The sequence below is a fragment of the Heyndrickxia sp. MSNUG genome (assembly GCF_049532715.1).
Taxonomy (GTDB): domain Bacteria; phylum Bacillota; class Bacilli; order Bacillales; family Cytobacillaceae; genus Mesobacillus.
The window spans coordinates 3,213,544-3,238,743 of record NZ_CP150978.1; the positions used below are offsets into that span (position 1 = coordinate 3,213,544).

24 protein-coding genes are annotated in these 25,200 nt (G+C 42.2%); 2 read left to right on the plus strand and 22 right to left on the minus strand.

The annotated features are described in order from the left end of the window. Positions 1–17: 17 nt before the first annotated feature. The 7 genes from AABM38_RS16185 to AABM38_RS16215 all read right to left on the minus strand — a co-directional run bounded on the left by AABM38_RS16185 (position 18) and on the right by AABM38_RS16215 (position 9,180). The gene (locus AABM38_RS16185; protein ID WP_207499925.1) at positions 18–1,001 is read right to left on the minus strand and encodes an alpha-ketoacid dehydrogenase subunit beta; all 984 of its coding nucleotides are present in this window, start codon (positions 999–1,001) and stop codon (positions 18–20) included. Between the two features lie 12 nt (positions 1,002–1,013). Then, on the minus strand, positions 1,014–2,009 hold the full coding sequence (locus tag AABM38_RS16190; protein WP_423407339.1) for a thiamine pyrophosphate-dependent dehydrogenase E1 component subunit alpha: 996 nt from the start codon (positions 2,007–2,009) through the stop codon (positions 1,014–1,016). 162 nt (positions 2,010–2,171) lie between these two features. Continuing rightward, the gene (gene lpdA / locus AABM38_RS16195; protein WP_423407340.1) at positions 2,172–3,593 is read right to left on the minus strand and encodes a dihydrolipoyl dehydrogenase; all 1,422 of its coding nucleotides are present in this window, start codon (positions 3,591–3,593) and stop codon (positions 2,172–2,174) included. Positions 3,594–3,747: 154 nt separating this feature from the next. Then, positions 3,748–4,833 carry a butyrate kinase gene (gene buk / locus AABM38_RS16200; RefSeq protein WP_423407341.1) on the minus strand — a complete coding sequence of 362 codons (1,086 nt, stop codon included), beginning with the start codon at positions 4,831–4,833 and terminating at the stop codon, positions 3,748–3,750. 124 nt (positions 4,834–4,957) lie between these two features. After that, the gene (gene bcd / locus AABM38_RS16205) at positions 4,958–6,052 is read right to left on the minus strand and encodes a branched-chain amino acid dehydrogenase (RefSeq protein ID WP_423407342.1); all 1,095 of its coding nucleotides are present in this window, start codon (positions 6,050–6,052) and stop codon (positions 4,958–4,960) included. Between the two features lie 27 nt (positions 6,053–6,079). Beyond that, the gene (gene yqiS / locus AABM38_RS16210) at positions 6,080–6,985 is read right to left on the minus strand and encodes a phosphate butyryltransferase (protein WP_423407343.1); all 906 of its coding nucleotides are present in this window, start codon (positions 6,983–6,985) and stop codon (positions 6,080–6,082) included. 134 nt (positions 6,986–7,119) lie between these two features. After that, positions 7,120–9,180, minus strand: coding sequence for a sigma 54-interacting transcriptional regulator (locus AABM38_RS16215; protein ID WP_423407344.1), 2,061 nt, complete (start codon positions 9,178–9,180; stop codon positions 7,120–7,122). A gap of 271 nt (positions 9,181–9,451) precedes the next feature. Between AABM38_RS16215 and AABM38_RS16220 the strand changes: the two genes are divergently transcribed. Beyond that, positions 9,452–9,715 (plus strand): DUF2627 domain-containing protein, encoded by a 264-nt coding sequence (locus tag AABM38_RS16220; protein WP_423407345.1) that lies wholly within the window; start codon positions 9,452–9,454, stop codon positions 9,713–9,715. Here the strand turns inward: AABM38_RS16220 and AABM38_RS16225 are convergent, their stop codons facing one another. Continuing rightward, positions 9,716–10,450, minus strand: a complete 735-nt coding sequence (locus AABM38_RS16225) for a glycerophosphodiester phosphodiesterase (protein WP_423407346.1) — start codon at positions 10,448–10,450, stop codon at positions 9,716–9,718. It lies immediately after the preceding gene. Between the two features lie 35 nt (positions 10,451–10,485). On the opposite strand from AABM38_RS16225, the gene AABM38_RS16230 reads away from it, so the two are divergent. Continuing rightward, positions 10,486–10,635, plus strand: a complete 150-nt coding sequence (locus AABM38_RS16230) for a YycC family protein (RefSeq protein ID WP_423407347.1) — start codon at positions 10,486–10,488, stop codon at positions 10,633–10,635. A 169-nt stretch (positions 10,636–10,804) separates the two neighbouring features. Here the strand turns inward: AABM38_RS16230 and spo0A are convergent, their stop codons facing one another. The 14 genes from spo0A to accB form a co-directional block, all read right to left on the minus strand. Next, positions 10,805–11,599 carry a sporulation transcription factor Spo0A gene (gene spo0A / locus AABM38_RS16235; RefSeq protein ID WP_335375825.1) on the minus strand — a complete coding sequence of 265 codons (795 nt, stop codon included), beginning with the start codon at positions 11,597–11,599 and terminating at the stop codon, positions 10,805–10,807. A gap of 272 nt (positions 11,600–11,871) precedes the next feature. Next, positions 11,872–13,158, minus strand: coding sequence for a SpoIVB peptidase (gene spoIVB / locus AABM38_RS16240; RefSeq protein WP_423407348.1), 1,287 nt, complete (start codon positions 13,156–13,158; stop codon positions 11,872–11,874). 128 nt (positions 13,159–13,286) lie between these two features. Continuing rightward, positions 13,287–14,978 (minus strand): DNA repair protein RecN, encoded by a 1,692-nt coding sequence (recN, locus tag AABM38_RS16245; RefSeq protein WP_423407349.1) that lies wholly within the window; start codon positions 14,976–14,978, stop codon positions 13,287–13,289. A 16-nt stretch (positions 14,979–14,994) separates the two neighbouring features. After that, a complete protein-coding gene (ahrC, locus tag AABM38_RS16250; RefSeq protein WP_207499938.1) occupies positions 14,995–15,444 on the minus strand; it encodes a transcriptional regulator AhrC/ArgR in 450 nt (149 codons plus the stop codon). Positions 15,445–15,639: 195 nt separating this feature from the next. Further along, positions 15,640–16,488 (minus strand): TlyA family RNA methyltransferase, encoded by an 849-nt coding sequence (locus tag AABM38_RS16255; RefSeq protein WP_423407350.1) that lies wholly within the window; start codon positions 16,486–16,488, stop codon positions 15,640–15,642. Positions 16,489–16,491: 3 nt separating this feature from the next. Beyond that, positions 16,492–18,384, minus strand: coding sequence for a 1-deoxy-D-xylulose-5-phosphate synthase (gene dxs, locus AABM38_RS16260; protein ID WP_423407351.1), 1,893 nt, complete (start codon positions 18,382–18,384; stop codon positions 16,492–16,494). 212 nt (positions 18,385–18,596) lie between these two features. After that, complete coding sequence (locus tag AABM38_RS16265; RefSeq protein ID WP_423407352.1) at positions 18,597–19,490, minus strand: polyprenyl synthetase family protein; 894 nt, start codon at positions 19,488–19,490, stop codon at positions 18,597–18,599. A gap of 2 nt (positions 19,491–19,492) precedes the next feature. Continuing rightward, the gene (locus AABM38_RS16270) at positions 19,493–19,726 is read right to left on the minus strand and encodes an exodeoxyribonuclease VII small subunit (protein ID WP_423410769.1); all 234 of its coding nucleotides are present in this window, start codon (positions 19,724–19,726) and stop codon (positions 19,493–19,495) included. Continuing rightward, positions 19,713–21,074: an exodeoxyribonuclease VII large subunit gene (gene xseA / locus AABM38_RS16275; RefSeq protein WP_423407353.1), complete on the minus strand. Its 1,362-nt coding sequence runs from the start codon at positions 21,072–21,074 to the stop codon at positions 19,713–19,715. The genes AABM38_RS16270 and xseA overlap by 14 nt, the downstream gene beginning before the upstream one ends. Positions 21,075–21,269: 195 nt before the next feature. Further along, positions 21,270–22,142 (minus strand): bifunctional methylenetetrahydrofolate dehydrogenase/methenyltetrahydrofolate cyclohydrolase FolD, encoded by an 873-nt coding sequence (gene folD, locus AABM38_RS16280; RefSeq protein ID WP_423407354.1) that lies wholly within the window; start codon positions 22,140–22,142, stop codon positions 21,270–21,272. A gap of 54 nt (positions 22,143–22,196) precedes the next feature. Then, complete coding sequence (gene nusB / locus AABM38_RS16285; RefSeq protein WP_423407355.1) at positions 22,197–22,589, minus strand: transcription antitermination factor NusB; 393 nt, start codon at positions 22,587–22,589, stop codon at positions 22,197–22,199. A 299-nt stretch (positions 22,590–22,888) separates the two neighbouring features. Further along, complete coding sequence (locus AABM38_RS16290; RefSeq protein WP_423407356.1) at positions 22,889–23,299, minus strand: Asp23/Gls24 family envelope stress response protein; 411 nt, start codon at positions 23,297–23,299, stop codon at positions 22,889–22,891. A 14-nt stretch (positions 23,300–23,313) separates the two neighbouring features. After that, on the minus strand, positions 23,314–24,669 hold the full coding sequence (gene accC / locus AABM38_RS16295) for an acetyl-CoA carboxylase biotin carboxylase subunit (RefSeq protein WP_423407357.1): 1,356 nt from the start codon (positions 24,667–24,669) through the stop codon (positions 23,314–23,316). A gap of 12 nt (positions 24,670–24,681) precedes the next feature. Then, positions 24,682–25,188, minus strand: a complete 507-nt coding sequence (gene accB / locus AABM38_RS16300) for an acetyl-CoA carboxylase biotin carboxyl carrier protein (protein WP_423407358.1) — start codon at positions 25,186–25,188, stop codon at positions 24,682–24,684. Positions 25,189–25,200: the final 12 nt, after the last annotated feature.

Here is a 25,200-nt window from a genome sequence, read left to right on the forward strand (position 1 = left end):
TTTCAGATAGAATAATATTAGAATTCAGCAAGTTCTCTCATAGCCTTTTCGACCTTATCAGGATTAATCATGAAGTACTTTTCCATGGTTGGCGCATATGGCATTGCTGGAATATCAGGACCAGCCAGCCTTTTGATCGGCGCATCTAACTCGAACAAGCAATGTTCCGCAATAATAGCAGCAACCTCACCCATGATGCTTCCTTCTTTATTATCTTCAGTCACAAGAAGGACCTTCCCAGTTTTCGATGCAGCTTCAATGATCGCTTCCTTATCCAACGGATATACAGTGCGAAGATCTAAAATATGCGCTGAAATTCCATCCTTGGCAAGCCTTTCAGCAGCCTGAAGCGCAAAGTGGACTGCCAACCCATAAGTTATGACAGTAATATCTTCACCTTCACGCTTAACATCAGCTTTCCCGATTGGAAGAACATAATCATCTTCTGGAACCTCGCCTTTGATTAAGCGATAAGCACGCTTATGTTCAAAGAACAATACTGGATCTTCATCTCTGATTGCCGCTTTCAACAATCCTTTTACATCATACGGAGTTGAAGGCATAACAATTTTCAAGCCAGGCTGGTTTGCAAAAACTGCTTCCACAGACTGGGAATGATAAAGGGCACCATGGACTCCACCGCCATAAGGTGCACGGATAACCATCGGACAGCTCCAGTCATTGTTGGATCGGTAACGAATCCTGGCAGCTTCCGATATAATCTGGTTCACAGCTGGCATGATGAAGTCGGCGAACTGCATTTCAGCGATTGGGCGCATTCCGTACATAGCCGCACCAATCCCAACGCCTGCGATTGCCGATTCAGCCAATGGAGCATCAATGACACGATCTTCGCCGAACTGGTCGTATAGACCTTGAGTCGCTTTAAATACTCCACCTTTTTTACCTACATCTTCCCCGAGAACAAAAACTCTCGGATCTCTTTCCATTTCTTCCTTGATCGCTAATGTAACTGCATCTATATAAGAAATAACCGCCATTTTTGCTCCCCCTTACTCTTCAGCATATACGTATTTTAAAGCATGTTCTGGCTCTGCATATGGTGCGTTCTCAGCGTAATCCGTTGCTTCGTTCACCAATTTCATGATCTTGTCATTGATTTCTTTTTCTAATTCATCAGTCATGATGCCGTTTTCTTTAAGGTAAGCACCAAAGGTAATGATTGGGTCATTCGTTTTTGCCTTAGCAACTTCATCAGGAGCACGGTAGCTTCTGTCATCGTCATCTGATGAGTGAGGAGTCAGACGGTAAGAGACAGCCTCGACTAAAGTCGGTCCCTCTCCGCGGCGGCCGCGGTCTGCAGCATCTTTTACAACTTTGTAGACTTCAAGTGGATCATTTCCATCAACAGTAAATCCAGGCATACCATAACCGATGGCGCGGTCAGAAACCTTTTCAGCGGCAACCTGCTTCTCATATGGTACAGAAATCGCATATTTATTATTTTCAACCATGAAAATGACGGGAAGCTTGTGTACTCCCGCAAAGTTTGCTCCTTCATGGAAATCTCCCTGATTGGAAGAACCTTCTCCGAAAGTCACAAAGGTTACAAGATCTTTCTTTTCCATTTTACCGGCAAGGGCAATTCCTACCGCGTGAGGCACCTGTGTCGTAACAGGAGAAGAACCTGTAACAATTTTGTTTTTCTTTTGTCCGAAGTGACCTGGCATCTGACGTCCGCCAGAGTTAGGGTCTTCAGCTTTGGCAAAACCGGAAAGCATCAAATCTTTAGCCGTCATGCCAAAGGTTAAGACTACACCCATATCCCTGTAGTAAGGGAGAACATAATCCTTTTCGCGGTCAAGAGCAAAAGCAGCTCCTACCTGTGCAGCTTCCTGTCCCTGGCAGGAAATTACAAACGGAATTTTCCCTGCACGGTTCAACAGCCACATACGCTCATCCAGGCGTCGAGCCAATAGCATTGTTTCATACATTCCCAAAACTTTTTCATCGCTTAAGCCAAGTGCAGCGTGACGATTTTCTGCCATTATTATACCTCCCAAATGTTCGTATAAGGCTCTTTTCCTTTGAAAAGAGCACTGTGAAATTCAATATTTTCTAAGAAGGCTCTTTTCATAAGCTTAGCTGCTATCCAGCACAAAAAGACTAAACTAAAATACGAAGAATAACCCTCATTCCGAGTACAACCTTTATGAATGAATCGCTTTTCCATCAACCGCAAGGGCAGCTTCCCCGATTGCCTCCGATAATGTCGGGTGCGGATGGATTGTATGAGCAACTTCCCACGGTGTCGCATCAAGAACTTTTGCAAGGCCGGCTTCAGAGATCATATCTGTTACGTGCGGCCCAATCATATGGACGCCAAGAATGTCATTCGTTGCTTTGTCGGCAACAATCTTAACAAATCCGTCAGATTCTCCATAAACGAGGGCTTTGCCGATTGCTTTGAACGAAAATTTGCCTGTTTTGACTTCGAATCCTTTTTCCTTTGCTTCATCTTCAGTCAATCCGACGCTGGCAGCTTCCGGTGAGCTGTAAATGCATTTTGATACTAATGTATAGTCAATCGGATGTGTATCAACACCTGCAATATGTTCTACCGCAACAATGCCTTCATGTGAAGCAACGTGGGCAAGCTGTAATCCGCCAATCACATCGCCGATTGCATAAATATGTGATTCTTTTGTCTGGAAGTATTCATTCGTTTGGACAAACCCTTTTTCAAGCTGGATTTCTGTGTTTTCCAGACCGATACCTTCAACATTTGCCTGTCGGCCAACCGATACAAGTATCTTTTCTGCCTCGAAATCCTTTGATTCTCCTTTAAGTTCTGCACTAATTTTCACCCCGTTGCCTTTAGTAAGGGTCTCAGGCAGAACTTTTGCGCTCGTAACGATTTTTACGCCTTTTTTCTTCATCGCACGCTGCATTTCTCTCGATACTTCTTTATCTTCGGTAGGAACAATACGGTCAGCATACTCTATTACCGTTACCTCTGTTCCAAAATCAGCTAGCATCGATGCCCATTCAATCCCGATTACGCCGCCTCCGACAATGATGATGGATTTTGGCAGTTCCTCCATGACTAGCGCTTCATCCGATGTCATGACGTATTGACCATCTGCCTCCAATCCAGGAAGAGTACGTGGTCTAGAACCAGTCGCTACAATTACATTTTTCGGGATAAGCATTTCATTTTCTTCACCGTTATTCATTTCAACGGAAATCGTGCCAGGCATAGGAGAGAAAATGGAAGGACCAAGGATTCTTCCCAAACCTTCATAGACGTCGATTTTGCCCTGTTTCATAAGATGCTGAACACCTTTGTGAAGCTGTTCAACGATCTTTTCTTTTCTTTCCTGCACCTTAGCGAAATTGACACCCACCTCACCTGTTGTGACGCCGAACTCCTCACTCTTCTTTGCAGTTGCAAAAACCTCTGCACTTCTTAAAAGAGCCTTACTTGGGATACATCCTTTATGAAGGCAAGTTCCACCAAGCTTTCCCTTTTCAACGATGGCCGTTTTCAAACCTAGCTGTGAAGCCCTAATAGCTGCTACATACCCGCCTGTTCCGCCTCCGAGAATGACTAAATCATATTCTTGAGCCATATGTATTCCCTCCTCTGACTACAATATAATAAGAATAAAAAATACTAAGTCCACATAAATGTCCAGCTTGAGCGCTCAGCTTCCCGAGATTGCTTCGGTCTAGCACGGTGTGGCTGTTAGACGAGTTCCCCATTTCAAAGCGCTTCGCTTTTCGTTATCTCCCTGGATACTCTTTCACGTCTTCTTCCCCGCGAAGGATACGGAGCGCTCCTTCTGCAAGTGCCTGTAATTCATTTTCTCCTGGCTGGACGATCACATCTGCGATCCAATTGATCCGTTCTGAAATTTCATGGACAAATTCTTTTCCATAAGCGAGGCCCCCAGTCAGGACTATCGAATCTACTTTACCTGCAAGCACTGCGCTGGCTGACCCAATTTCCTTCGCTACCTGATAAGCCATTGCTTCATATACTTGCTTGGCTTTCGCATTGCCTTGCTTAATCATTTTTTCAACCTTTACTGCATCATTCGTCCCAAGATAGCCGACAAGTCCACCCTGACCTACCAGTTTCTTCATGATTTCCTCACGATAGTAGTCGCCGGAAAAGCATAGGTCAACGAGGTCACCAGCTGGAACTGTGCCCGCGCGTTCGGGGCTGAATGGACCATCCCCATGAAGACCATTATTCACATCAATAACTCTTCCTCTTTTATGGGCTCCAACAGTAATACCGCCGCCTAAGTGGGTGACGATCAAGTTAAGTTCTTCATATTTTTTTCCAAGCTCCTTCGCAACCCTGCGCGCAACAGCCTTTTGGTTCAAAGCATGGAAAATGCTTTTCCGTTCAATGAGTGAAAACCCTGAAATACGGGCAACTGGATCCAGTTCATCAACTACGACAGGATCGACAATGAAGGATGGGATATTCAGACCTGATGCAATTTCATAAGCAAGGATCCCGCCTAGATTTGATGCATGCTGTCCAGAAAAACCAGTGCGTAAATCTTCTAGCATTTTATTGTTCACTGCGTATGTTCCGCCTTCAATTGGCCTTAGCAGCCCGCCGCGCCCACAAACAGCACTCAATTTTGAAATGTTGATTCCTTCAGTATCAAGCGTTTCAAGTATCGTATTCTTCCTGAATTCGTATTGATCGATGATGGTTTCATAGGAGTTAATGACTGATGAATCATGACGGATTGTTTTCTCAAAAACGGAAAGCTCATTGTCAAAGACTCCAATTTTCGTTGATGTAGATCCTGGATTAATAACTAGAATCCGATATTCTGTTTGATGCACAATTAAACCTCCAATTTAGATAACCGACTTACATGGCAATCCGTAAAAACGTCAATTGCAATTATTTAGTAAATAACAGAGGCGCCGAATGAAGCATTCAGCGCACTCTACTTATGACTTTCAATTAACGGCGGCTTAAAATGTGGTGGCCATTCTGCAGGAATTGACTGCGAGAATTGCGCATTCTCTCGATACGCTCCTCTGCCATGCGGTCAGCCGCTTTATAAGTAGGAATTCCATCTCTTTTTGCAATTGTGATGACTTTTTCAATATTATTGTAAATAGTTTCTACCTTTTTCATTGCTCTTTCTGCGTTATAACCGTATAACTCATCCGCTACGTTGATTACTCCGCCTGCGTTGATGACATAGTCTGGTGCATAAACAATGCCCATTTCATGGATAATATCGCCATGTTTAGTGTCTTTAAGCTGGTTATTTGCAGCACCTGCAATGACCTTAGCTTTGATTTGCGGAATGGTATCATCATTGATGACAGCACCAAGTGCACATGGAGCGTAAATATCGCATTCAACACTGTAAATTTCGTCCGGATCCACCGCTCTTGCACCAAAATCCTCAACCGCTCTTTGGACTGCTTCCTTGTTGATATCTGTCACGATTAACTGCGCGCCTTCTTCATGCAGGTGTCGGCAAAGGTTATATGCCACGTTTCCTACACCCTGGACAGCAATGGTCTTTCCTTCAAGAGAATCAGTGCCGAATGCTTCTTTAGCAGCTGCCTTCATCCCTCTGTAAACGCCATATGCGGTTACCGGTGAAGGATTTCCCGAAGACCCGAATGCTGGTGAAATACCCGTAACAAAGTCTGTTTCCTCATGAATTAAATCCATATCCGCAACAGTTGTACCTACATCTTCTGCAGTGATATATCTTCCGTTTAAGCCCTGGATATAACGGCCAAATGCACGGAACATTTCTTCGTTTTTATCCTTGCGAGGATCACCGATGATTACTGTCTTTCCTCCACCAAGGTTAAGGCCTGCTGCAGCGTTTTTATATGTCATACCCTTAGCAAGACGCAGAGCATCCTCGATCGCAGCTTCTTCAGATGCGTAAGTCCACATGCGTGTTCCGCCAAGTGCTGGCCCAAGAGTTGTGTCATGGATTGCAATAATTGCCTTTAGGCCTGATTGTTTATCCTGGCAAAAAACTACCTGCTCATAATCATACTGTTCTAGATACTTAAAAATTTCCATTTCTAATTCCTCCCCGGTTTATGTAAATTATTTAGCTGCAGAGCATAGGGCCAGCGCAAGTGAAAAAAGCTTACTTTCAGCTGTATCCGCTCTTGATGTTAATACGATTGGGGCCTTCGCACCTGCAATGACCGCTCCAACCTTTGCATTCGCAAAATAAATCAATGATTTGTATAATACATTTCCAACTTCAATCGCTGGGACTAATAATATATCAGCCTTTCCGGCTACCTCACTTTGAATTCCCTTGTGTTCAGCAGCCAATTGTGAAACTGCATTATCCAGGGCCAGAGGTCCATCGATTTTACAGCCTGTAATCTGGCCGCGGTTATTCATCACCGTTAGTGCAGCTGCATCAAGTGTTGCCTGCATCGCTGGATTAACTACCTCTACTGCCGCTAAAGGAGCAACCTTCGGTAACTCAATCCCAATCGCATTGGCTATTTGAACAGCGTTCTTAACAATCTGTACCTTTTGGTCAAGATCAGGCGCAATATTCATTGCAGCATCTGTAACAATGGTGAACCTGTCATAGCCAGGGATTTCAAAAACGGCTACATGTGAGAGTACCGCCCCTGCCCTGAGCCCGTATTCCTTGTTAAGGACAGCCTTTAAAATTGAAGCTGTTGGCAGGTTACCTTTCATCAACACATCGGCTTCATTTGCTTTGACAGCCTTCACTGCCATTTCAGCAGCACTATTATTATTTGGTGCGGAAATGATTTCAATCCCAGTATGACCATTCAGTTCTGGGTGCTCGGATGATATCATCTTGTATATTTTTTCTTCATTGCCAAACAAAAGAAAGTCAGCAAGATTTATTCTGGCAGCCTCAGCGACCGCTTCTAAAACCTCGGAATCTTCCGCAGCAGCGACTGCGACAGTTTTCCTCTTGTTTTGGGATGCCTTAGTGATAAGTGAGTCTAATTTCATTCCTGGCTTCAACCCTTTCTTTCGATGCGCATCACCCGAGAAATTAAGATGCAAGAACTGTGCCAACTTTAAAATAGTGAAAACGCTTAACTTTTCCCGAAAAGTATCATGCAAGTTTTTTCATAGTATGAAATTTATTGCATGCCATCTATTTCAATACCGTGTTTTTCGAGTTTATAATACAAATTCCTAACAGATACTCCGAGTTTTTTTGCTGTAAGGGTTTTATTGCCATTAACAGCCTCCAAAGTGTCTCTGATGATTTTCGCTTCGAATTTTTCCATTTGCGAGGAAAGAGTTTCTGTAAGGATAAGAGAATCCGCATACTCTAATTTTCCTTTTGGTTGACCACTTTGCAACTCGGGGAGGTGCTGCACTTCAATTATTGTTTCATTATAGTTTAAGAAGATGATTGCCCTCCCCAGGACATTTTCCAGTTCTCTTACGTTTCCTGGCCAGTCATATTCCATGAGCTTTTTGACAGCCCCTACCGAAACACCTTCAACATTACGCCCATAATCCTGGTTAATTTTTCGGATTAATTTTTCACATAGCTCTGGGATGTCTTCCTTCCTTCTCCTTAGCGGAGGAATATGGATTGGCATCCTGTTAAGTCTATAATACAAATCCTCCCTGAAACTCCCATTTGCAATTGCTTTTTCAAGATTCATATTAGTCGCTGCTATCACCCGGACATTTATTGAAACCGGCTTCGAGCCGCCGACACGGACAATTTCTCGTTCCTGCAGAACCCTTAACAGCTTTGCCTGGGTATTGGCTGGCAATTCACCGATTTCATCCAGAAAAATACTTCCATTATTCGCCTCTTCGAAAAACCCTCGTTTCCCGCCTCTTTTGGCGCCAGAAAAAGCACCTTCTTCATATCCAAAAAGTTCACTTTCAAGCAAAGATTCTGATATCGCCGCACAGTTTACTCTGATGAACTTATTGAATTTACGGTCACTTGCGTTATGGATTGCATGGGCAAAGAGCTCTTTACCCGTTCCCGATTCACCTCGCAACAAGACAGTTGCAGGAGTTTTCGCACCCAGCTTGGCCTGCTCGATTGGAATCGTCATTTCTTCAGTTTGGCCAATTATATCCTCAAACGAATACTTCGCTTCTAAAGTCCTGATTATTTGCCTTGCCCTGCTTAGTTCACGGTTCAGATTTTGTATTTCAGACATGTCATGGATAACTCCAACACTGCCCTTCAATATACCATCAACAATAATTGGTGCTACGTTAACAACGACTTCTTTTTTATTGGGCCCTACTCGCATTGCTGTTCCTCTAACCGGCCTTCTCGTCTTGAGGACCTGCATATGCATACTTTCGCCTTCGGATATGTCCGCCGTCGCAGGCTGTCCGATTACTTGTTCTTCCTTTAGACCGGTAATTCGGGTATAAGCAGGGTTTATGAGGATTCCCCGGCCATCTTCATCCACCACTGATATGGCTTCATCACTGGAGTTAATGATTGCCTGAAGCATGGTCTGAATTTCTTTCAGGTTTGTTATTTCCTCTGCAAGGTTCACAACCTCAGTAATATCCTTAAATACTGAGAAAGCACCGATCAACTGATCATTTTCATCTAAAATAGGAATTCTGGTCGTAATGATTTTCGATCCATTCGCAAGGATTAATTCCTGATTCGTTTCAACCTTCCTTGTGTTCAGGACTCTAGGCAGCTTACTTGAAGGAATGACCTCAAAAATTTGCTTCCCTTCAGCATCCTCACTTAATGTGCCAATGATTTTTTCAGCACTCCGGTTAAATAATGTAATAATGCCCTCTGTATTGATGACAACCATGCCATCTCCGGTAGAGTTAAAAATCAGGTCATGTTCGTATGTAACTTTTCTAAGGGCTTTAATTAACCCTTCCTTTTCCTCGAGAAGGGAAGCGATGAGAAAAGCAACACTGCCCGGGATCAACACTGTGCTTTTCTCCCTAGCATCCCTCAAATCACGGAATACCTTCTCATCTCCTGTTACCTCGATAATGATGTCAAGGTCTTCAGATATATATTCCCGCCAGTCTGTACCTGTTTGGATTCCAGCTTTTTTGGCAGCGAGGATTCCGGGTGCTCCAGAATTGATATCTATGACAGCGGCAACTTCCGCTGTTTGTTTAAAGATATCAAGTATTGCAGTTCCACCCTTGCCTGCTCCAACAATCATTATTTTTTGCATAATATCCCCCATGAATCCGGAAAAAAATTTCATAGTTAGCAAACATAGTCTGCAAATTTCTTCATGATTATTGTAATTCTTTTTTATTGGATTGACAAATTTCTTAATTATTCAGACATGAAAAGGTAAATTTTTTGAAGTAGTTTAAAAATCTTCTCAGCTAAATACCCTATCTTCCTCCTATCATTCACTAAAATCCAATCGTTGCGGAAATTGACGCGGTTTATTATACTCAAAAAGAGAATACTTTTTATACGAAGGGATACCACCTATGACCAGGATCATTGCACTAATCATCATGTTGATACCGGGATTCATTGCAGCATTAGGAATAAAATTAATGCGTGATATGGTGTTTGGAATTTTACAGCCGCCCATTCCAAACTTATTTATCCAATTCATTCTAGGATTGCTTTTCTTTGCTGCGGGCCTAGGATTTATCGCCGGGTTTATCTTGCACCGCGACCGTAAAAAGAATAAAGTGCAGGCAATTTTCCGCATTCCAGATAGTAGTAAAAAGCAAAACAGGCCTTAATCAGGCCTGTTTTATTTTATTTTTGATTGTCTTTGCTTTTGCCGGGTCGTCAGTAATAACAGCACTGCAGTTTATTTTAAACAACCTTTCAAGCTCTAAATCTTTATTAACGGTATAGGGCCTAACCTCAATACCGCTCTCTAAGGCAGCTTTAACAATCTCATCTGGGGCAGCCCTCCAATGAGGATGGAAACCCTTGGCACGGATTGATTGGGCGTAAATCCATGGCATGTAGAGGCCTTCTGACAACAGAGGAGCAATTTCAATTTCCGGGGCAAGTCTGTAGCTATATACAATGCTATAATGATTGAAGGATGAAATGATGATTTTTTCCGATAAGTTAAAATCCCTGACCATTGAAATAACCTTTTCTTCCATGCCTTCGTATGGGATGATGCTGTTTTTCAATTCGATATTACAAACCAGGTCGGTTTCAGACAGCCATGCAAGCACTTCTTCAAGCAAAGGAATGGGTTCTTTCTTGACTATTGTCTTTTGATGGAAGCCAGCATCGAATTTACGTAAATCCTTGAGATTGTAATCCTTTACGAATCCAGTTCCATCAGTAGTCCTATCAATCTTTTCATCATGGATGACGACAAGTTCTCCATCCTTTGTCATTTGAACATCCAGTTCCAATCCATCGGCCCCTGCTTTCGCAGCTTCCATAAATGATTTCATCGTATTTTCTGGATAAGCGGCAGCAAAGCCGCGATGTGCTAAAATAAGAGTCATAAGCAATCCACCTTATTAAAATTTTGGAGGTAAACATGAAACCATTAAATATTTCTGCAGAAACAGCCATCAAGCTTTCAGAAAAGCTCGGCATGCCCATAGAACGCATTATGCATATGCCCCAGCATATCCTGCTGCAAAAGTTGGCAGAACTTGATCAGGATAAACAAAAAGAAGAGGAATGATTCGAAACGCCAGCTGGCGTTTTTTCTTTACATATAGTTCTTCCATGATAATACGCCGACCCGTAAAACAGCAACTTTTCAGAAATAAAAAACATCCTGCTTCATACCAAGAATCTGTACAAAAAAGGATGTTTTATATGGAATAAGTGCTAATTATGGCCTAACTCTTTCAAGAAGCTTTATGCTCCAGACGCAGCTTGTCAGCGACCATTGCGATGAACTCGGAATTGGTTGGTTTTGCTTTTGACATAGAAACAGTGTAACCAAACAATGAAGAAATGGAATCGATGTTCCCCCTGCTCCATGCCACCTCAATTGCATGACGGATGGCACGCTCAACACGGCTAGCTGTCGTATTGAATTTCTTCGCGATATCAGGATAGAGGACTTTAGTGATCGAGCCAAGAAGTTCAATATCGTTATAAACCATTGATATAGCTTCACGCAAGTACATATAGCCTTTAATATGGGCAGGTACGCCAATTTCGTGAATGATGCTTGTAATGCTTGCATCAAGATTCTTCGGCTTCTGTTCAGAAGTCGATCTGCCATAATTAATGGATGAAGGCTTTCTAGTCATCGTTTTTGCTTTGCCACTTACTTGACGGATATGCCCAGCGAGATGGTCCATATCAAATGGCTTCAAAATAAAATAGGAAGCACCAAGTTCAACAGCCTTTTTCGTTACATCTTCCTGGCCAAATGCTGTCAGCATAATGACATTCGGGATGATGCCTTTCTTCATTTCACGCAGCTTTTCGAGGACTGCAAGTCCATCAAGGTGCGGCATAATGATATCCAATAACATAACATCTGGATCTGTATCTTCAAGCATTTCCAAACATTCCTGACCATTATGTGCAACACCGATAATCTCCATATCATCCTGCGAAGAAATGTATTCTTCCAGAAGCCCCACTAATTCTCTGTTGTCGTCAACGACGCATACTTTAATTTTGTTCACTGCTTGGTTCCTCCTCAAATCCAATTATGATCACAAATTTCATATTCTCTAAATTCTATTCTAAATGACTAATTCGACAATGCAACAGAAATTCCTCTTATTTTTAATTTTTTCTTAAAAAAGTAATATTTTCTAATAAATGCTCCTTTTTCCTTTGTTTTTCGACTTATTTCGATAGTTGACAAAAAAACTCCCGTTATTTTGTCGAATAATCGTGTAAAATACGCTCTTTCCATGAAAAAAGGCGGCAATCGCCGCCAAGTTTCATTTCGTTAACTAGCCTGTTCTCTTGGTTTTTCATAAATGTCAATTCCAGCTTCATTCAACATCCATTCGATATGGACCCCATAACCACTGGTTGGATCATTTACAAAAACATGAGTGACAGCGCCTACAAGCTTATTATCCTGGATGATCGGACTTCCGCTCATTCCCTGTACAATTCCGCCAGTTTTTTCAAGTAACTCAGGATCCGTCACTTTAATGACCATTCCTTTAGTTGCCGGGAATTTTTGAGGGATAGTGCTGACAATTTCTATATCAAAAAGATTAACTTCATCGTTGTTTACGACCGTCAAAATTTTAGCGGGCCCTTCCTTTACCTGATGGGAGAGAGCTATTGGAAGTGGCTTATCAAAGATACCATTTTTAATATCCCTATTCAATTCGCCAAAAATACCGAAAGGACTGTTTCTCTGTATGTTTCCAATAATTTCATGATCTGATGAAAAGCGGGCTAATTTTTCACCTGGATTTCCTTTTCCACCTTTTTCAATTGAGGTGACTGTGGACCGGACGATTTGTCCATCTTCAACAACAATCGGCTTTTTTGTATCCATATCGGAAATAACATGGCCCAGTGCACCATATTTTTTGGACTGAGGATGATAAAATGTCATCGTGCCAATTCCTGCTGCCGAATCGCGAATGTACAAACCGAGCTTATAAGTGTTTTCGTTTACATCTTTTTTCGGTTGCAGATGAGTTGTGATTTTTTCATTTTCTCTTTTAAGCACTAAATCCAATGGTTTTCCATCTTCTCCTGCCTGCTTTACGAATGGACCAACATCCGACATCTTTTCAATTTGCTTGCCATTGATTTCTGTAATGATATCGCCTTTTTTAATTCCTGCCGTTTCACCTGGTGATACCCTGCCCTCTTCCGCCTGTACCTGATGATGTCCGACCACAAGGACACCAACCGTATTCAGCTTTACTCCTATGGATTGTCCGCCAGGTATCACTTTGAAATCCTTCAATACATTTACATCGACTTTTTTTACTGGGAAACCAGCCAGCTCAAGGACCATTTCATCTTTGCCATGTGCCTTCGCTTCTAATGATACGGTGTCACCTACCTGGTTCACATTGATGCTCGAATTTTCTATCGGAGCTGAAACTTGAACAGCATTTGCAGCAAAATCAAGTTTTTGCCCCTCAAACAAAGTTATATCTCCTGGAATAGATAAATATTCATGTACTGGTTTTGCAAAACCTAAAGCAATTAATGAAACAAGGAGAATTCCACCAATAAATTTTCTGAGAAAATCTTTTTTCAATCCATTCACTCTCCTCGCTTCTAGTCCACACACACATATTGAAAATGGCTACATCTTTAATTTTGCCTTGAGTTGGCGCATTTATAACCAGTATAAAAATAAAAAAGCTACCCTTTATGGATAGCTTTTCAAGTAGCAGTCTTCATATTTTGGGCAAGCTTCAATAATTCTTCCGCATGCTGCTTTGTTAAGTCTGTAATTTCCACGCCTGAAATCATCCTGCCAATTTCCTTGACCTTTTCTGAGACAGTAAGTGGTGTGACAGAAGTTTTTGTCCGGCCATTTTTAATGATCTTTGCAATGTAAAGATGTGTATCTGCCATCGCAGCCACTTGAGGCAAATGGGAAATACAAAGTACCTGAGAGCCTGTTGAAACGTTATAGATCTTTTCAGCAATGGATTGGGCAACGCGACCGCTTACACCAGTATCAACTTCATCAAAAATAATTGAAGTAACTCCCTGATGCCTCGAGAAGATACTCTTAAGCGCGAGCATAATACGGGACAGCTCTCCTCCTGAGGCAACTTTTGATAAAGCTTTTAATGGTTCACCAGGGTTTGTAGATATATAAAATTCAACCTTATCTGCACCATTCTTATGGAAAACCTCACCATTTGACTCAATTCTGAGTTCGAAAACAGCTTTTTCCATATAAAGCTCCTTAAGTTCCTTATGGATCAATTTTGTTAGTTTCTTGGCCCACCTTCTGCGGGTATCCGTTAGATTGACAGCTTCAATTCGCAGGTCTTTTTTCAGTGATGCCAGTTCTCTTTCCATCTGGACAATGTGCACTTCTTTATTTTGCAAGGTCTCGATTTCCTCTTCGATTTTGGAAGCATACTCGAGAATTTCCTCAATCGATTTCCCATATTTGCGTTTTAACTGGTTAATTTCATTTAACCTGTCTTCAATTTCGTTCAAACGCTGCGGGTCGTATTCTAGTGAATCCAGGTCATTTCTGATTGTTCTGGCAGCGTCTTCTAACAGGTAAAAACTATTTGCAACAGATTCTGCGACAGACTTATAAGCCGGATCCAAATCAGCAGCTGTTTGCAGGTTGTCCATTACGAGCGCGATCCAGTCCAATCCTTTTTGTTCACCCTGAAGTGCAGAATAACTTGTTTGGATACTATCGAAAATCCTTTCGAAATTGCCAAGCTTCTGCTTTTCCTCTAACATCTCTTCGTCTTCATTCATCCTTAAGTTTGCAGAGAGGATTTCATCATGCTGAAATTGAATCAAATCCAGCCTATGAGCCATTTGCTGTTCATTTTCACTAAGGCTTTTCAGTTTTTTCTGCATTTGTTCAAACGAACGAAAAACATGCTGATATTCATTTAAAGCGGGGAGAATTTCTTCAGCGCCAAATTGGTCAAGAAGATTTATGTGCCTTGTTTCGTCCATCAATTCCTGGTGCTCATGCTGACCGTGGATATCGATCAGTGAAGAGCCCACTTCTCTCAAAACAGCTATTGTTACAAGCTTTCCATTAATACGACAGACACTTTTTCCGCTTGCTGAAATATCCCTTCTTAATACGATCATGCCATCTTCAATCTCAATGCCAAATTCAGCAGCCTTTGAGTAGCATGGATGATGTTCCCCATCGATAAAGAACAAGCCTTCTATTTCTGCCTTATCTTCGCCATGGCGAACGAACTCAGCAGAACCCCTGCCACCAACCAACAGATGAATCGCATCAATAATGATCGATTTCCCTGCACCTGTTTCCCCAGTCAGTACTGTCAGGCCTTTATTAAAAGAAATTGATAAAGATTCTATAATTGCGAAGTTTCTGATCGATAATTCATTTAACAAGCAACCGTCACCTCATTTATAGCATATCAAGAAACCGATTTGTGACAAGCTCCGTATCTTCAGGAGTACGGCAAATAATCAGGATTGTGTCATCTCCACAAATCGTGCCAAGGATATCTTCCCAATCGAGATTATCGATCAATGCTCCGATAGCATTAGCGTTGCCTGGCAGTGTCTTCATGACTAGTAAATGTCCCGCCTGATCGATCCGTACAAAAGCATCCATCAGTGATCTTTTTAGCTTTTGCAAAGGATTGAAGCGCTGATCAGCTGGCAGGCTGTATTTGTATCTACCATCGATTAAAGGCACTTTCACGAGATGAAGTTCCTTAATATCACGGGATACCGTGGCTTGTGTTACATTGTAGCCGGCAGCTTTCAGCCGATCAACAAGCTCATCCTGAGTTTCAATATCTTTACTTGCGATTAACTCACGTATTTTTATGTGGCGCTGGCCTTTATTCATTCTTATCACCCCTGGATACATCCGAAACATTCTTTTATTATTTATACTCATATGTTAGCCGATTTCTGCAGATTGTACAATCATTCGTGGTTTTTCAGCAAAACCTTCTGTGAGAAATTGACAAAGAGATGAACTTTTAAGCTCTTCTGCAGGATCATTCAGAGATAAAAAACAAAAGAAGAACAGGCTAGTTGCCTATTCTTCTTCCCTAGTTTGTTTTGACTTCAATTCATTATGCGCCTCAGCTACAACTTCATCAGATGTTGAATTCAACCTCAGCTCACCCTTCTCTCCAAGCTTTCCGTTCCACTGAAGATGAAGGAGAAATTCAATGTTCCCATCCCCGCCAGTGATTGGTGAAAATGAAAGATCGAAGACGTCATACCCTTCACTTAATGCAAAGTCAACGATCCTCTCGATTACTTCTATATGGACCTTCCTGTCGCGGACAATCCCCTTTTTGCCGACTTGCTCTCGACCTGCTTCAAACTGTGGTTTAACTAAAGCGACGATATCGCTTCCTGGCACCAATAAGGTCTTCAAAACAGGGAGAATCAACCGTAATGAGATAAAAGATACATCAATGCTCGCAAAATTCGGGAGGCCCTTTATGAGGTCTTCAGGTTTCACGTAGCGGAAATTGGTCCGTTCCATCACTTCTACACGTTCGTCCTGGCGCAGCTTCCAGGCAAGCTGGTTATAACCAACATCCAGGGCATAGGACATTTCTGCTCCATTCTGGAGGGCGCAATCCGTAAATCCGCCAGTAGAGGCTCCGATATCAATCAGAGTCTTGCCTTTAACCTCCAGGTCAAAAACCTTCAATGCTTTCTCTAGCTTCAAGCCGCCTCTGCTTACATACGGAAGGACATTCCCCTTTACTGTTAGTGGAATATCACTATTTACCTTTTCTCCTGGCTTGTCCAGCCGGTTTTCATTGGTGTAGACAAGCCCTGCCATGATTGTCCGTTTCGCCTTTTCTCTTGTTTCGGCAAGACCACGCTCCACGAGCAGCACATCTAATCGTTCTTTTTTGATTTTCATTTGTTACGCCCTTTTTTGTTTTTGTCTTGCAAGCTTTTGAATCCGCAAGACAACATCATCTGTTGTCATTCCAATTTCCTTTAAAAGTTTATCAACACTGCCGTGTTCAATGAATTGATCCGGTATTCCCATTCGGTCAATTTCAGCTTTATGGTAGCCGAGTTCCTGGGCTGTTTCAAGAATGAAGCTTCCAAATCCGCCCTGAAGGACTGCCTCTTCAATTGTTAAAATCGGTAAATCTTCATTTAGGATGCCCGTAAGCATTTTTTCGTCCAGTGGTTTAATGAACCTTGAATTGATGACCCTGACTGAGATACCCTGCTTACCTAGAATATCAGCTGCTGCAAGTGCCATTGGAATCGTTGTTCCGAATGTCAGGATTGCTGCATCCTCACCCTCACGGATAACTTCCCATGTTCCGATTGGAATCTCCTTTAATTCATCGTCCATAGGAACTCCCAGTCCATTGCCCCGAGGATATCTCATTGCGATTGGACCATCATCATATTTCATAGCCGTATATACCAAATGTTGTCCTTCATTTTCATCCTTAGGCATCATCAATACCATATTAGGCAGATGTCTTAGGAACGCAATATCAAACACTCCCTGGTGTGTCTCTCCATCAGCTCCCACAAGGCCTGCGCGGTCAATCCCAATAAAGACATTCAGGTTCTGTCGGCAAATATCGTGGACGACCTGGTCATAGGCACGCTGCAGGAAAGTCGAATAAATAGCAAGGAAGGGTTTCATGTTTTGCGTCGCAAGCCCGGCAGCAAATGTTGTGGCATGCTGTTCTGCGATTCCAACATCAATCATCCTGTCAGGAAATTCGCTTGCGAAGCCCTCTAGTTTTGAACCCACCGGCATAGCAGGAGTGACAGCAACAACCCGGTCATCACTTCTTGCAATCTTCCTCACAGTCTCACTGACAAGCTTGCTCCATGCAGGCGGAGCATAATCCGGCTTCACAAAGTCACCAGTTTCCATTTTGTAAGGTCCTGTTCCGTGCCACGTGCCGATTTTATCGTTTTCAGCAGGGTTATAACCCTTCCCTTTTTTTGTGATCACGTGAAGCAATACCGGCCCATCCTGTTTTTTTGCATAAGCCAGGTTTTCAAATAAATCCTCATAATTATGGCCGTCTACCGGACCAAGGTAAGTAAATCCTAATTCTTCAAAAAAGATCCCTGATACAAATAAATACTTTAGGCTGTCCTTGATTCTCTCTGCAGTTGCCGCAAGCTGTCCGCCAATAGCCGGCACTTTTTTCAGAAGCAATTCAAGCTCATCTTTAACCCAATGATATTTCCCTGCAGTCCTCAAACGGCCAAGAACACTGTGCAATGCGCCTACATTGGGTGCAATCGACATTTCGTTATCATTCAAGATGACAATCAGTTTCTTTTTTTCATGGCCTATATGGTTTAGGGCTTCAAGAGCCATGCCTCCTGTTAGGGCACCATCTCCAATAATCGGTACGATGTGAGAATTCTCGCCTTTTAAATCTCTGGCAATCGCCATTCCCATTGCTGCAGAAAGGGATGTAGAACTATGGCCAGTTTCCCAAACATCATGCTCACTTTCAATCATCTTCGGGAAACCGCACAAGCCCTTGTATTGTCTTAGCGTATCGAATTGGCAAGCCCTTCCTGTCAAAATCTTGTGGACATATGACTGATGTCCGACATCCCAAAGAAATTTATCCTTAGGACTGTCAAAACACTTGTGGAGGGCAATTGTCAATTCAACTACACCAAGGTTTGGGCCAATGTGTCCGCCAGTAACCGATAGCTTTTCGATTAAAAACTGCCGAATCTCCCCGCTTAATTCTTCCAGTTCCTTATTAGATAGATTTTTTAAGAAGGAAGGGTCTTTTATTGATAAAAGATCCATTTCGGACCACTCTCTTTCATTTCTGACTTAATAATCCGGATATATGATTATCTGTTTTTCCAAAAAAGTTGTTAGTAATAACATATATTAAGTAAAGAACGGTTTTCAAGCTAAACCATTAAATATGTATAAAAAAGCTGTTAACACTATCGTGCTAACAGCCAATTATAGCACATGTTTCCAGCTTCCTCAACGGCAACGGCAGTCTAAGCTTAATAGTTGCGTAAGCCGATTAAATCAGCAATTTCTGCCAGTACCGCAACATTAAGTTTGGTCGCAGCCAATGCTTCTTTTGCGCTGTGCAAATGGTTTTCGAGTGCATCTTTTGCACCAGCAAGGCCAAGAAGCGCAGGATAAGTGCTCTTATGGTTTTCTGTATCGCTTCCAACTGGTTTACCAATTAATTCCTCACTGCCTTCAAGATCGAGTATGTCATCCCTGATTTGGAATGCCAGGCCAATGTGATAGGCAAACTTGGACAAGACAGCCTTTTGTTCAGCAGCAGCTCCTGCCATCTCTGCACCAGCAATGATGCTATATTCCAAAAGTCTGCCTGTCTTGTTGATATGGATATACTCTAATTGTCCAAGAGACAGTTCTTTGTCTTCACCTTCCATATCGGCAACTTGACCGCCTACCATTCCGATTGCGCCTGCTGCCTTAGACAACCCTTTAATCAATGACAATTTCACTTTATCAGAAACGTATTCATCAGGGATATCAGCGAGCATATTGAAGCTCAGTGTCAATAACGCATCACCCGCAAGAATGGCAGTTGCCTCACCAAAAACTTTATGGTTAGTCAGCTTTCCTCTTCTTAAATCATCATCGTCCATGCTTGGAAGATCATCATGGATAAGGGAGTATGTATGCACCATCTCTATCGCTGCAGCTGCGTCCACCCCCAGTTCAGGGTCTTTGCCAAATGCGTCAATCACTGCGAAAAGCAAAAGTGGGCGAATTCTCTTACCTCCAGCTTCAAGTGAATAAAGCATGGATTTTTTTAGGTTTTCTGGGGCTTCTAGTGTCCCTACAGCTTCCCTTAGGCGAGCTTCGACTAAAGCCTTATATTTATTTGTGAATGATTCCAGTGAAACAGGATGCAATGCTATTCCTCCTCATTTATGGAGAAACCTTCAGTCCGTCCATCTTCTGTAATGATCTCAGCAAGCTGTGATTCTACATTCTTTAGCTTATCATGGCAAAGCTTCGAGAGCTCCATTCCTTCTTTATAAAAAGAAATCGCTTCTTCGAGAGGAACATCTCCTTCTTCCAGCTTATCCACGATGCTTTCCAATTGTTCCATAGCCTGTTCAAAGGTTAATTTTTTATCTTCTGCCATCATTACCACTCTCCTCAATATCAGTTACGACACATTTAAAGCTGCCATCCGAAAGCTTTACATATATTTTCCGCTCCGGTTTAACCTGGGCGACTTTCTTAATTAGTTTTCCATCCTCAGTATAGGCAAGACTGTAGCCTCTATCCATGATTTTTAGCGGACTTAAAGCTTCAAGGGTTGAAATCACTCCATTGAATTCTTTTCTCTTTTCAGAAACGACTGCAGCCATCGCTCTGTTTAATGCCCTTGTTACCCGCTGATGTTTATCTGCCGAGATTTTCTTCAATTCCTCAGGGTGGCTGCGAGCCAGTCTTTTCCTAAATCCATTATGTGCTTCAAGTTTAAGTGAGTAGAGTTTTTTTGCTCCACGGGTTAGGGATTCAGTCAGCTTGTCCACTTGCTCAAGCTTTTGCTCATATAACTTCCTCGGATAGCGGAACGCATAAGAGCGAATCAGCCGCTGATAGCGCTCCTGCTGAAAGAAAACCTTTTCCCTCATCGCCCTGAGAAGCCTCGTTTCCCGGTTCATTACGCGTTCAAGCAACTCCTGGATATGGGGTACTGCCAGTTCTGCAGCCCCTGTAGGCGTTGGCGCTCTCATATCGGCCACGAAATCTGCTATCGTAAAATCAGTTTCATGGCCAACTGCAGATATAATCGGTATTTTTGAAGCAAAAATTGCACGGGCAACAGCCTCTTCATTGAAAGCCCATAATTCCTCAATTGATCCACCGCCACGGCCAATGATAAGGACATCGACATCATTTCTTTCATTGGCTTTTTGAATAGCCTTTACAATTGATGGCGCCCCCTGATCTCCTTGAACCAAGGCCGGATAGATCAGTACCTTTGTGATAGGGAATCTTCTTTTTATCGTGGTTAAAATATCTCTTATGGCAGCACCAGTTGGCGAAGTAACGATACCTACTGCTTTAGGATATTTTGGAATTGGCATCTTGTATTGCGGAGAAAAAAGCCCCTCTTGCTCAAGCCTCTTCTTTAACTGTTCATAGGCAACGAATAAATCGCCTACGCCATCGGTTTTCATTTCTTTTATGTATACCTGATATTGTCCGCTTCCTTCATAGACAGAGATTTCTCCACGAACCAATACCTTCATCCCATTTTCAGGCTTGAACTTCATGTTACGATTTGCACTGGAAAACATCACTGCCAGGATTCGCGCTTTTTCATCCTTGAGCGTAAAATACATATGCCCGCTCGAATGACGCTTAAAATTTGAAATTTCTCCTTTTATGAAAACATCCTGGAGATGCGGATCAGCATCAAATTTTCGTTTTATGTATTTGGTTAACGCGTTGACGGTGAGATAACGCTGATTATCCATAGAAAACTCCTTTAGCTAAACATATAATGCAACATGTTATACAACTGTTCATGTCTAATTGCGACAGTATGTCTATTACTGAAAAAACTAATAAAAAACTGCCCATACCTATTATAAATTTAGAATCTCGATTCGTCACTTAACAATAGCGAACTTTGAGCTTCCAACTATAACAGATATAGACAGTATCACACCTTAGATATTTGAATTTTGAAGGTTATTCAGGTGATTTTTTGCAGATTTTAATGTATTGTACATAAGCATTGTGATTGTCATTGGTCCTACGCCGCCCGGTACAGGTGTGATATATCCGGCTTTCTCCTTAACCTCTGCGTAGGCCACGTCCCCGCAAAGCTTCCCTTGCTCATCCCGGTTCATGCCGACGTCAATTACTACTGCTCCAGGCTTTATATGATCTGCAGTGATCAAACCTGCTTTTCCAACAGCTGAAACAACTATATCAGCTTTTTTGGTATGCACCGCAAGATCCTTCGTCTTCGAATGGCAGTATGTAACTGTCGCATTTTCTTTTAAAAATAATTGGCCTGCCGGCTTGCCTACAATATTGCTTCTGCCGACTATCACTACATGCTTCCCTTCAAGGTTAAGTCCTATTTCCTCCAGCATGACCATGACTCCGTATGGAGTACATGGCAAAAATGCGTCCTGCCCCGTCATCATCCTGCCAATGTTAAGGGGATGGAAGCCATCTACATCTTTTTCTGGAGAAATTGCTTCAATTAGATTTGTTTCATTGATATGGGCTGGAAGCGGCAGCTGGACTAAAATTCCATGAATCGCCTCATCATTGTTCAATTCATCGATTTTAGCCAATAATTCGTGCTCTGTTATCGAGGAAGGATACTCAATCAAAACATTGTGCATCCCTAATTCTTTTGCCGTTTTTTGCTTGCTGTTAACATATGTTCTTGAAGCCTGGTTATCACCAACCAGAATAACAGCCAGCCCAGGAGTGAAATCCTGTTTTTTCATTTCTGTTACCTGGTCAATGATTTCCATTTTTTTCTTTTTAGCGATTTCTTTTCCATCAATAATAATAGCAGTCATACTTTTTCTCCCCCTAATTGATCAGGGAGGGTCCAACCTGCCTCTATAATGGTATTAGGAAATGCTCTGCTTCACCTTAGACAGAACTCCATTTACAAATCGGCTTGATTGGTCATCCCCATATAATTTAGCAATTTCGATTGCTTCATCAAGAACGACATTTACTGGCACTTCATCATTGCAGTACTTCAATTCGTATACGGAAAGGCGCAACAGGTTACGATCAACAGCAGCAAGTCTGTCAATCGACCATTTTTCTAAATAAGCTTTGATTTCCTCATCAATTTCCTCTTGGTGCTGAAGAGTTCCGTATACAAGTTTATCGAGGTAATCATCTCCCGCTTCTTCTTCCAATACATGCTCGATTGCGTCCGATGCTTCTACCTTGCTTATATCAATCTGGAATAAGGCCTGTAGGGCCTTTTCTCTTGCTGTTCTTCTTTTCATTCTATTCTTAGCTCCTTTATGGCTTGTCTGATTCTAACAAAATAATAGCATAACATAACTCATTGCGCATGGTTTCCTATTATTTTTCACTTTTTAGAAAAAGTTAATCAAAACAATGGAAAAATCACCATAGCGAAGCTAAGAAATCCTTACTGGTTATACCTATACTCCTGTTATTTGCTCAAGTCATTTTAGTAATAACAACAATTTTTCAGGAAATAGCCTTAAATATCACTTGCCTATTTCATTACAAAAACAAAAAAACCAAAGGCACAGAAAATATGCCTTTGGTTCCGCTATTAAACTTCCTGTTCTACTTCTGGTTCTACTTTTTGGTTTTCGAATTGAATACCAACGACATGGATATTGACTTCAGTTGCGTCAAGCGCTGTCATGTTCAATAACGCCTGGCGGATGTTATCCTGGATTTTCTGAGCAACCACAGGAATGGACACACCAAATTTCATCACGCAATATACGTCGACCTTGATTCCCTCTTCAGCAAGTTCAACCTTTACACCTTTGCCGTGATTTTTCTTTCCAAGTCTTTCAACGACACCCGCAGCAAAACTGCCACGCATTTGCATTACGCCTTCTACTTCAGATGCAGCAATGCTTGCAATGACTTCAATTACTTCAGGTGCAATTTCTACTTTTCCTAAGCCGTTTTCATCATGACTCATTTCAAGTAAATGTTGCTGTTCACTCATGGCTAGACCTCCTATTATTCTTCTTTCATTAAATCGTGTGTTTCTAAGAATTTCGTATTGAATTGTCCTTCCACGAATTCCTCATGGTTCAGCAGCTTAAGATGGAATGGAATCGTCGTATGGATCCCTTCTACCACAAATTCGCTGAGGGCTCTCTTCATGCGGTCAATCGCTTCTTCACGGCTGCTTCCGTAAGTAATGACCTTCGCGATCATTGAATCATAGTAAGGCGGAATCGTATAGCCGGGATATGCCGCTGAATCTATTCTAACACCAAATCCGCCTGGAGGCAGGTACATTTTAATTTTGCCGGCAGAAGGCATGAAATTTTTCGCAGGATTCTCTGCATTAATTCGGCACTCAATTGCCCAGCCGTTAAATTGCACATCTTCCTGATTGAGGTTCAGCCTTTCTCCTGATGCAATTTTAATTTGTTCCTTGATTAAATCAACACCAGTAACCATTTCTGTTACAGGGTGTTCAACCTGGATGCGGGTATTCATTTCCATGAAATAAAATTTGCGATTGCGATAATCATAAATAAATTCTACCGTGCCAGCACCAGTATAATCAACAGCTTTAGCTGCTTTTACAGCTGCTTCACCCATTTCAGCCCTGATTTCACCATCCAGAGCAGGAGAAGGTGTTTCTTCAAGCAATTTTTGCAGGCGTCTTTGGATTGAACAATCGCGTTCACCAAGATGGATGGTATTCCCGTAGTTATCTGCCAGTACCTGGATTTCTACATGTCGGAAGTCTTCGATATACTTTTCGATATAGACTCCTGGATTTCCAAACGCAGTCATTGCTTCCTGCTGGGTAATATTGATTCCCTTTATCATTTCCTGTTCCGTTCTTGCCACACGGATGCCTTTTCCGCCTCCACCGGCAGTCGCTTTGATGATAACTGGATAACCAATATCATTAGCAAGGCTGACAGCATCGTCTGTACTTTCAATGATTCCCTGTGAACCCGGTACAATCGGTACATTCGCTTCCTTCATCGTTTCCCTTGCAACATCTTTCGTCCCCATTTTCTGTATTGCTTCTGGAGTTGGACCGACGAAAATGATATTGCATTCTCTGCAAAGTTCAGCAAAATCGGCGTTTTCAGCGAGGAAACCATATCCTGGATGGATGGCATCGCAACCTGTCAATTTTGCTACGCTAATAATATTCGTGAAATTTAAATAGCTGTCCTTTGAAGCTTTAGGACCAATGCAATATGCTTCATCAGCAAGCTGCACATGAAGTGATTCTCTGTCTGCTTCCGAAAAAACTGCAACTGATTCAACTCCAAGCTCCCGGCAGGCACGGATAACGCGCACTGCAATTTCTCCTCTGTTGGCTATCAATAATTTTTTTATCATTCTTATCGCTCCTTATTCGGGCTTGACCAAGAATAAAGGCTGGCCGTATTCAACAAGCTGCCCGTCTTTTGCAAGAACTTCAACAATTTCTCCGTTTACTTCGGCTTCAATTTCATTAAACAGCTTCATAGCCTCTACGATGCACACAATGGAATCCTTGCTGACCTTTGAACCTTCTTTTACATAAGCCTCTGCATCAGGAGAGGAAGATTGATAGAAAGTTCCAACCATCGGAGAAACAATTTTATGTAAGTTTGAAGTATCCTTTGCTTCTTCCTGCTTCACTTCCTGAACAGCTGCCGGTTCAACCTTAGGCTCTTGCTTAACTAGTTCTTGTACAGCTGCAACAGGCTGTGGTGCAGGGGTTGCAACAGTCTGCATAACCTGCTCAACCATATTTTTCTCTGCTCCACGCTTCTTCATTTTTATTTTTGACCCTTCATACTCGTATGAAAACTCGTCTATGCTCGATTGATCTACCAATTTAATTAACTCTCTGATTTCTTGAACTTTTAACATTTTGGGCACCCC

Excerpts from the sequence above, each read along its gene's own strand:
- AABM38_RS16185 (WP_207499925.1), bottom strand. The coding sequence starts at position 1,001 with ATGGCGGTTATTTCTTATATAGATGCAGTTACATTAGCGATCAAGGAA.
- AABM38_RS16190 (WP_423407339.1), bottom strand. The coding sequence starts at position 2,009 with ATGGCAGAAAATCGTCACGCTGCACTTGGCTTAAGCGATGAAAAAGTT.
- lpdA (WP_423407340.1), bottom strand. The coding sequence starts at position 3,593 with ATGGCTCAAGAATATGATTTAGTCATTCTCGGAGGCGGAACAGGCGGG.
- bcd (WP_423407342.1), bottom strand. The coding sequence starts at position 6,052 with ATGGAAATTTTTAAGTATCTAGAACAGTATGATTATGAGCAGGTAGTT.
- yqiS (WP_423407343.1), bottom strand. The coding sequence starts at position 6,985 with ATGAAATTAGACTCACTTATCACTAAGGCATCCCAAAACAAGAGGAAA.
- AABM38_RS16215 (WP_423407344.1), bottom strand. The coding sequence starts at position 9,180 with ATGCAAAAAATAATGATTGTTGGAGCAGGCAAGGGTGGAACTGCAATA.
- AABM38_RS16220 (WP_423407345.1), top strand. The coding sequence starts at position 9,452 with ATGACCAGGATCATTGCACTAATCATCATGTTGATACCGGGATTCATT.
- AABM38_RS16225 (WP_423407346.1), bottom strand. The coding sequence starts at position 10,450 with ATGACTCTTATTTTAGCACATCGCGGCTTTGCTGCCGCTTATCCAGAA.
- AABM38_RS16230 (WP_423407347.1), top strand. The coding sequence starts at position 10,486 with ATGAAACCATTAAATATTTCTGCAGAAACAGCCATCAAGCTTTCAGAA.
- ahrC (WP_207499938.1), bottom strand. The coding sequence starts at position 15,444 with ATGAATAAAGGCCAGCGCCACATAAAAATACGTGAGTTAATCGCAAGT.
- AABM38_RS16255 (WP_423407350.1), bottom strand. The coding sequence starts at position 16,488 with ATGAAAATCAAAAAAGAACGATTAGATGTGCTGCTCGTGGAGCGTGGT.
- dxs (WP_423407351.1), bottom strand. The coding sequence starts at position 18,384 with ATGGATCTTTTATCAATAAAAGACCCTTCCTTCTTAAAAAATCTATCT.
- AABM38_RS16270 (WP_423410769.1), bottom strand. The coding sequence starts at position 19,726 with ATGGCAGAAGATAAAAAATTAACCTTTGAACAGGCTATGGAACAATTG.
- xseA (WP_423407353.1), bottom strand. The coding sequence starts at position 21,074 with ATGGATAATCAGCGTTATCTCACCGTCAACGCGTTAACCAAATACATA.
- folD (WP_423407354.1), bottom strand. The coding sequence starts at position 22,142 with ATGACTGCTATTATTATTGATGGAAAAGAAATCGCTAAAAAGAAAAAA.
- nusB (WP_423407355.1), bottom strand. The coding sequence starts at position 22,589 with ATGAAAAGAAGAACAGCAAGAGAAAAGGCCCTACAGGCCTTATTCCAG.
- AABM38_RS16290 (WP_423407356.1), bottom strand. The coding sequence starts at position 23,299 with ATGAGTGAACAGCAACATTTACTTGAAATGAGTCATGATGAAAACGGC.
- accC (WP_423407357.1), bottom strand. The coding sequence starts at position 24,669 with ATGATAAAAAAATTATTGATAGCCAACAGAGGAGAAATTGCAGTGCGC.
- accB (WP_423407358.1), bottom strand. The coding sequence starts at position 25,188 with ATGTTAAAAGTTCAAGAAATCAGAGAGTTAATTAAATTGGTAGATCAA.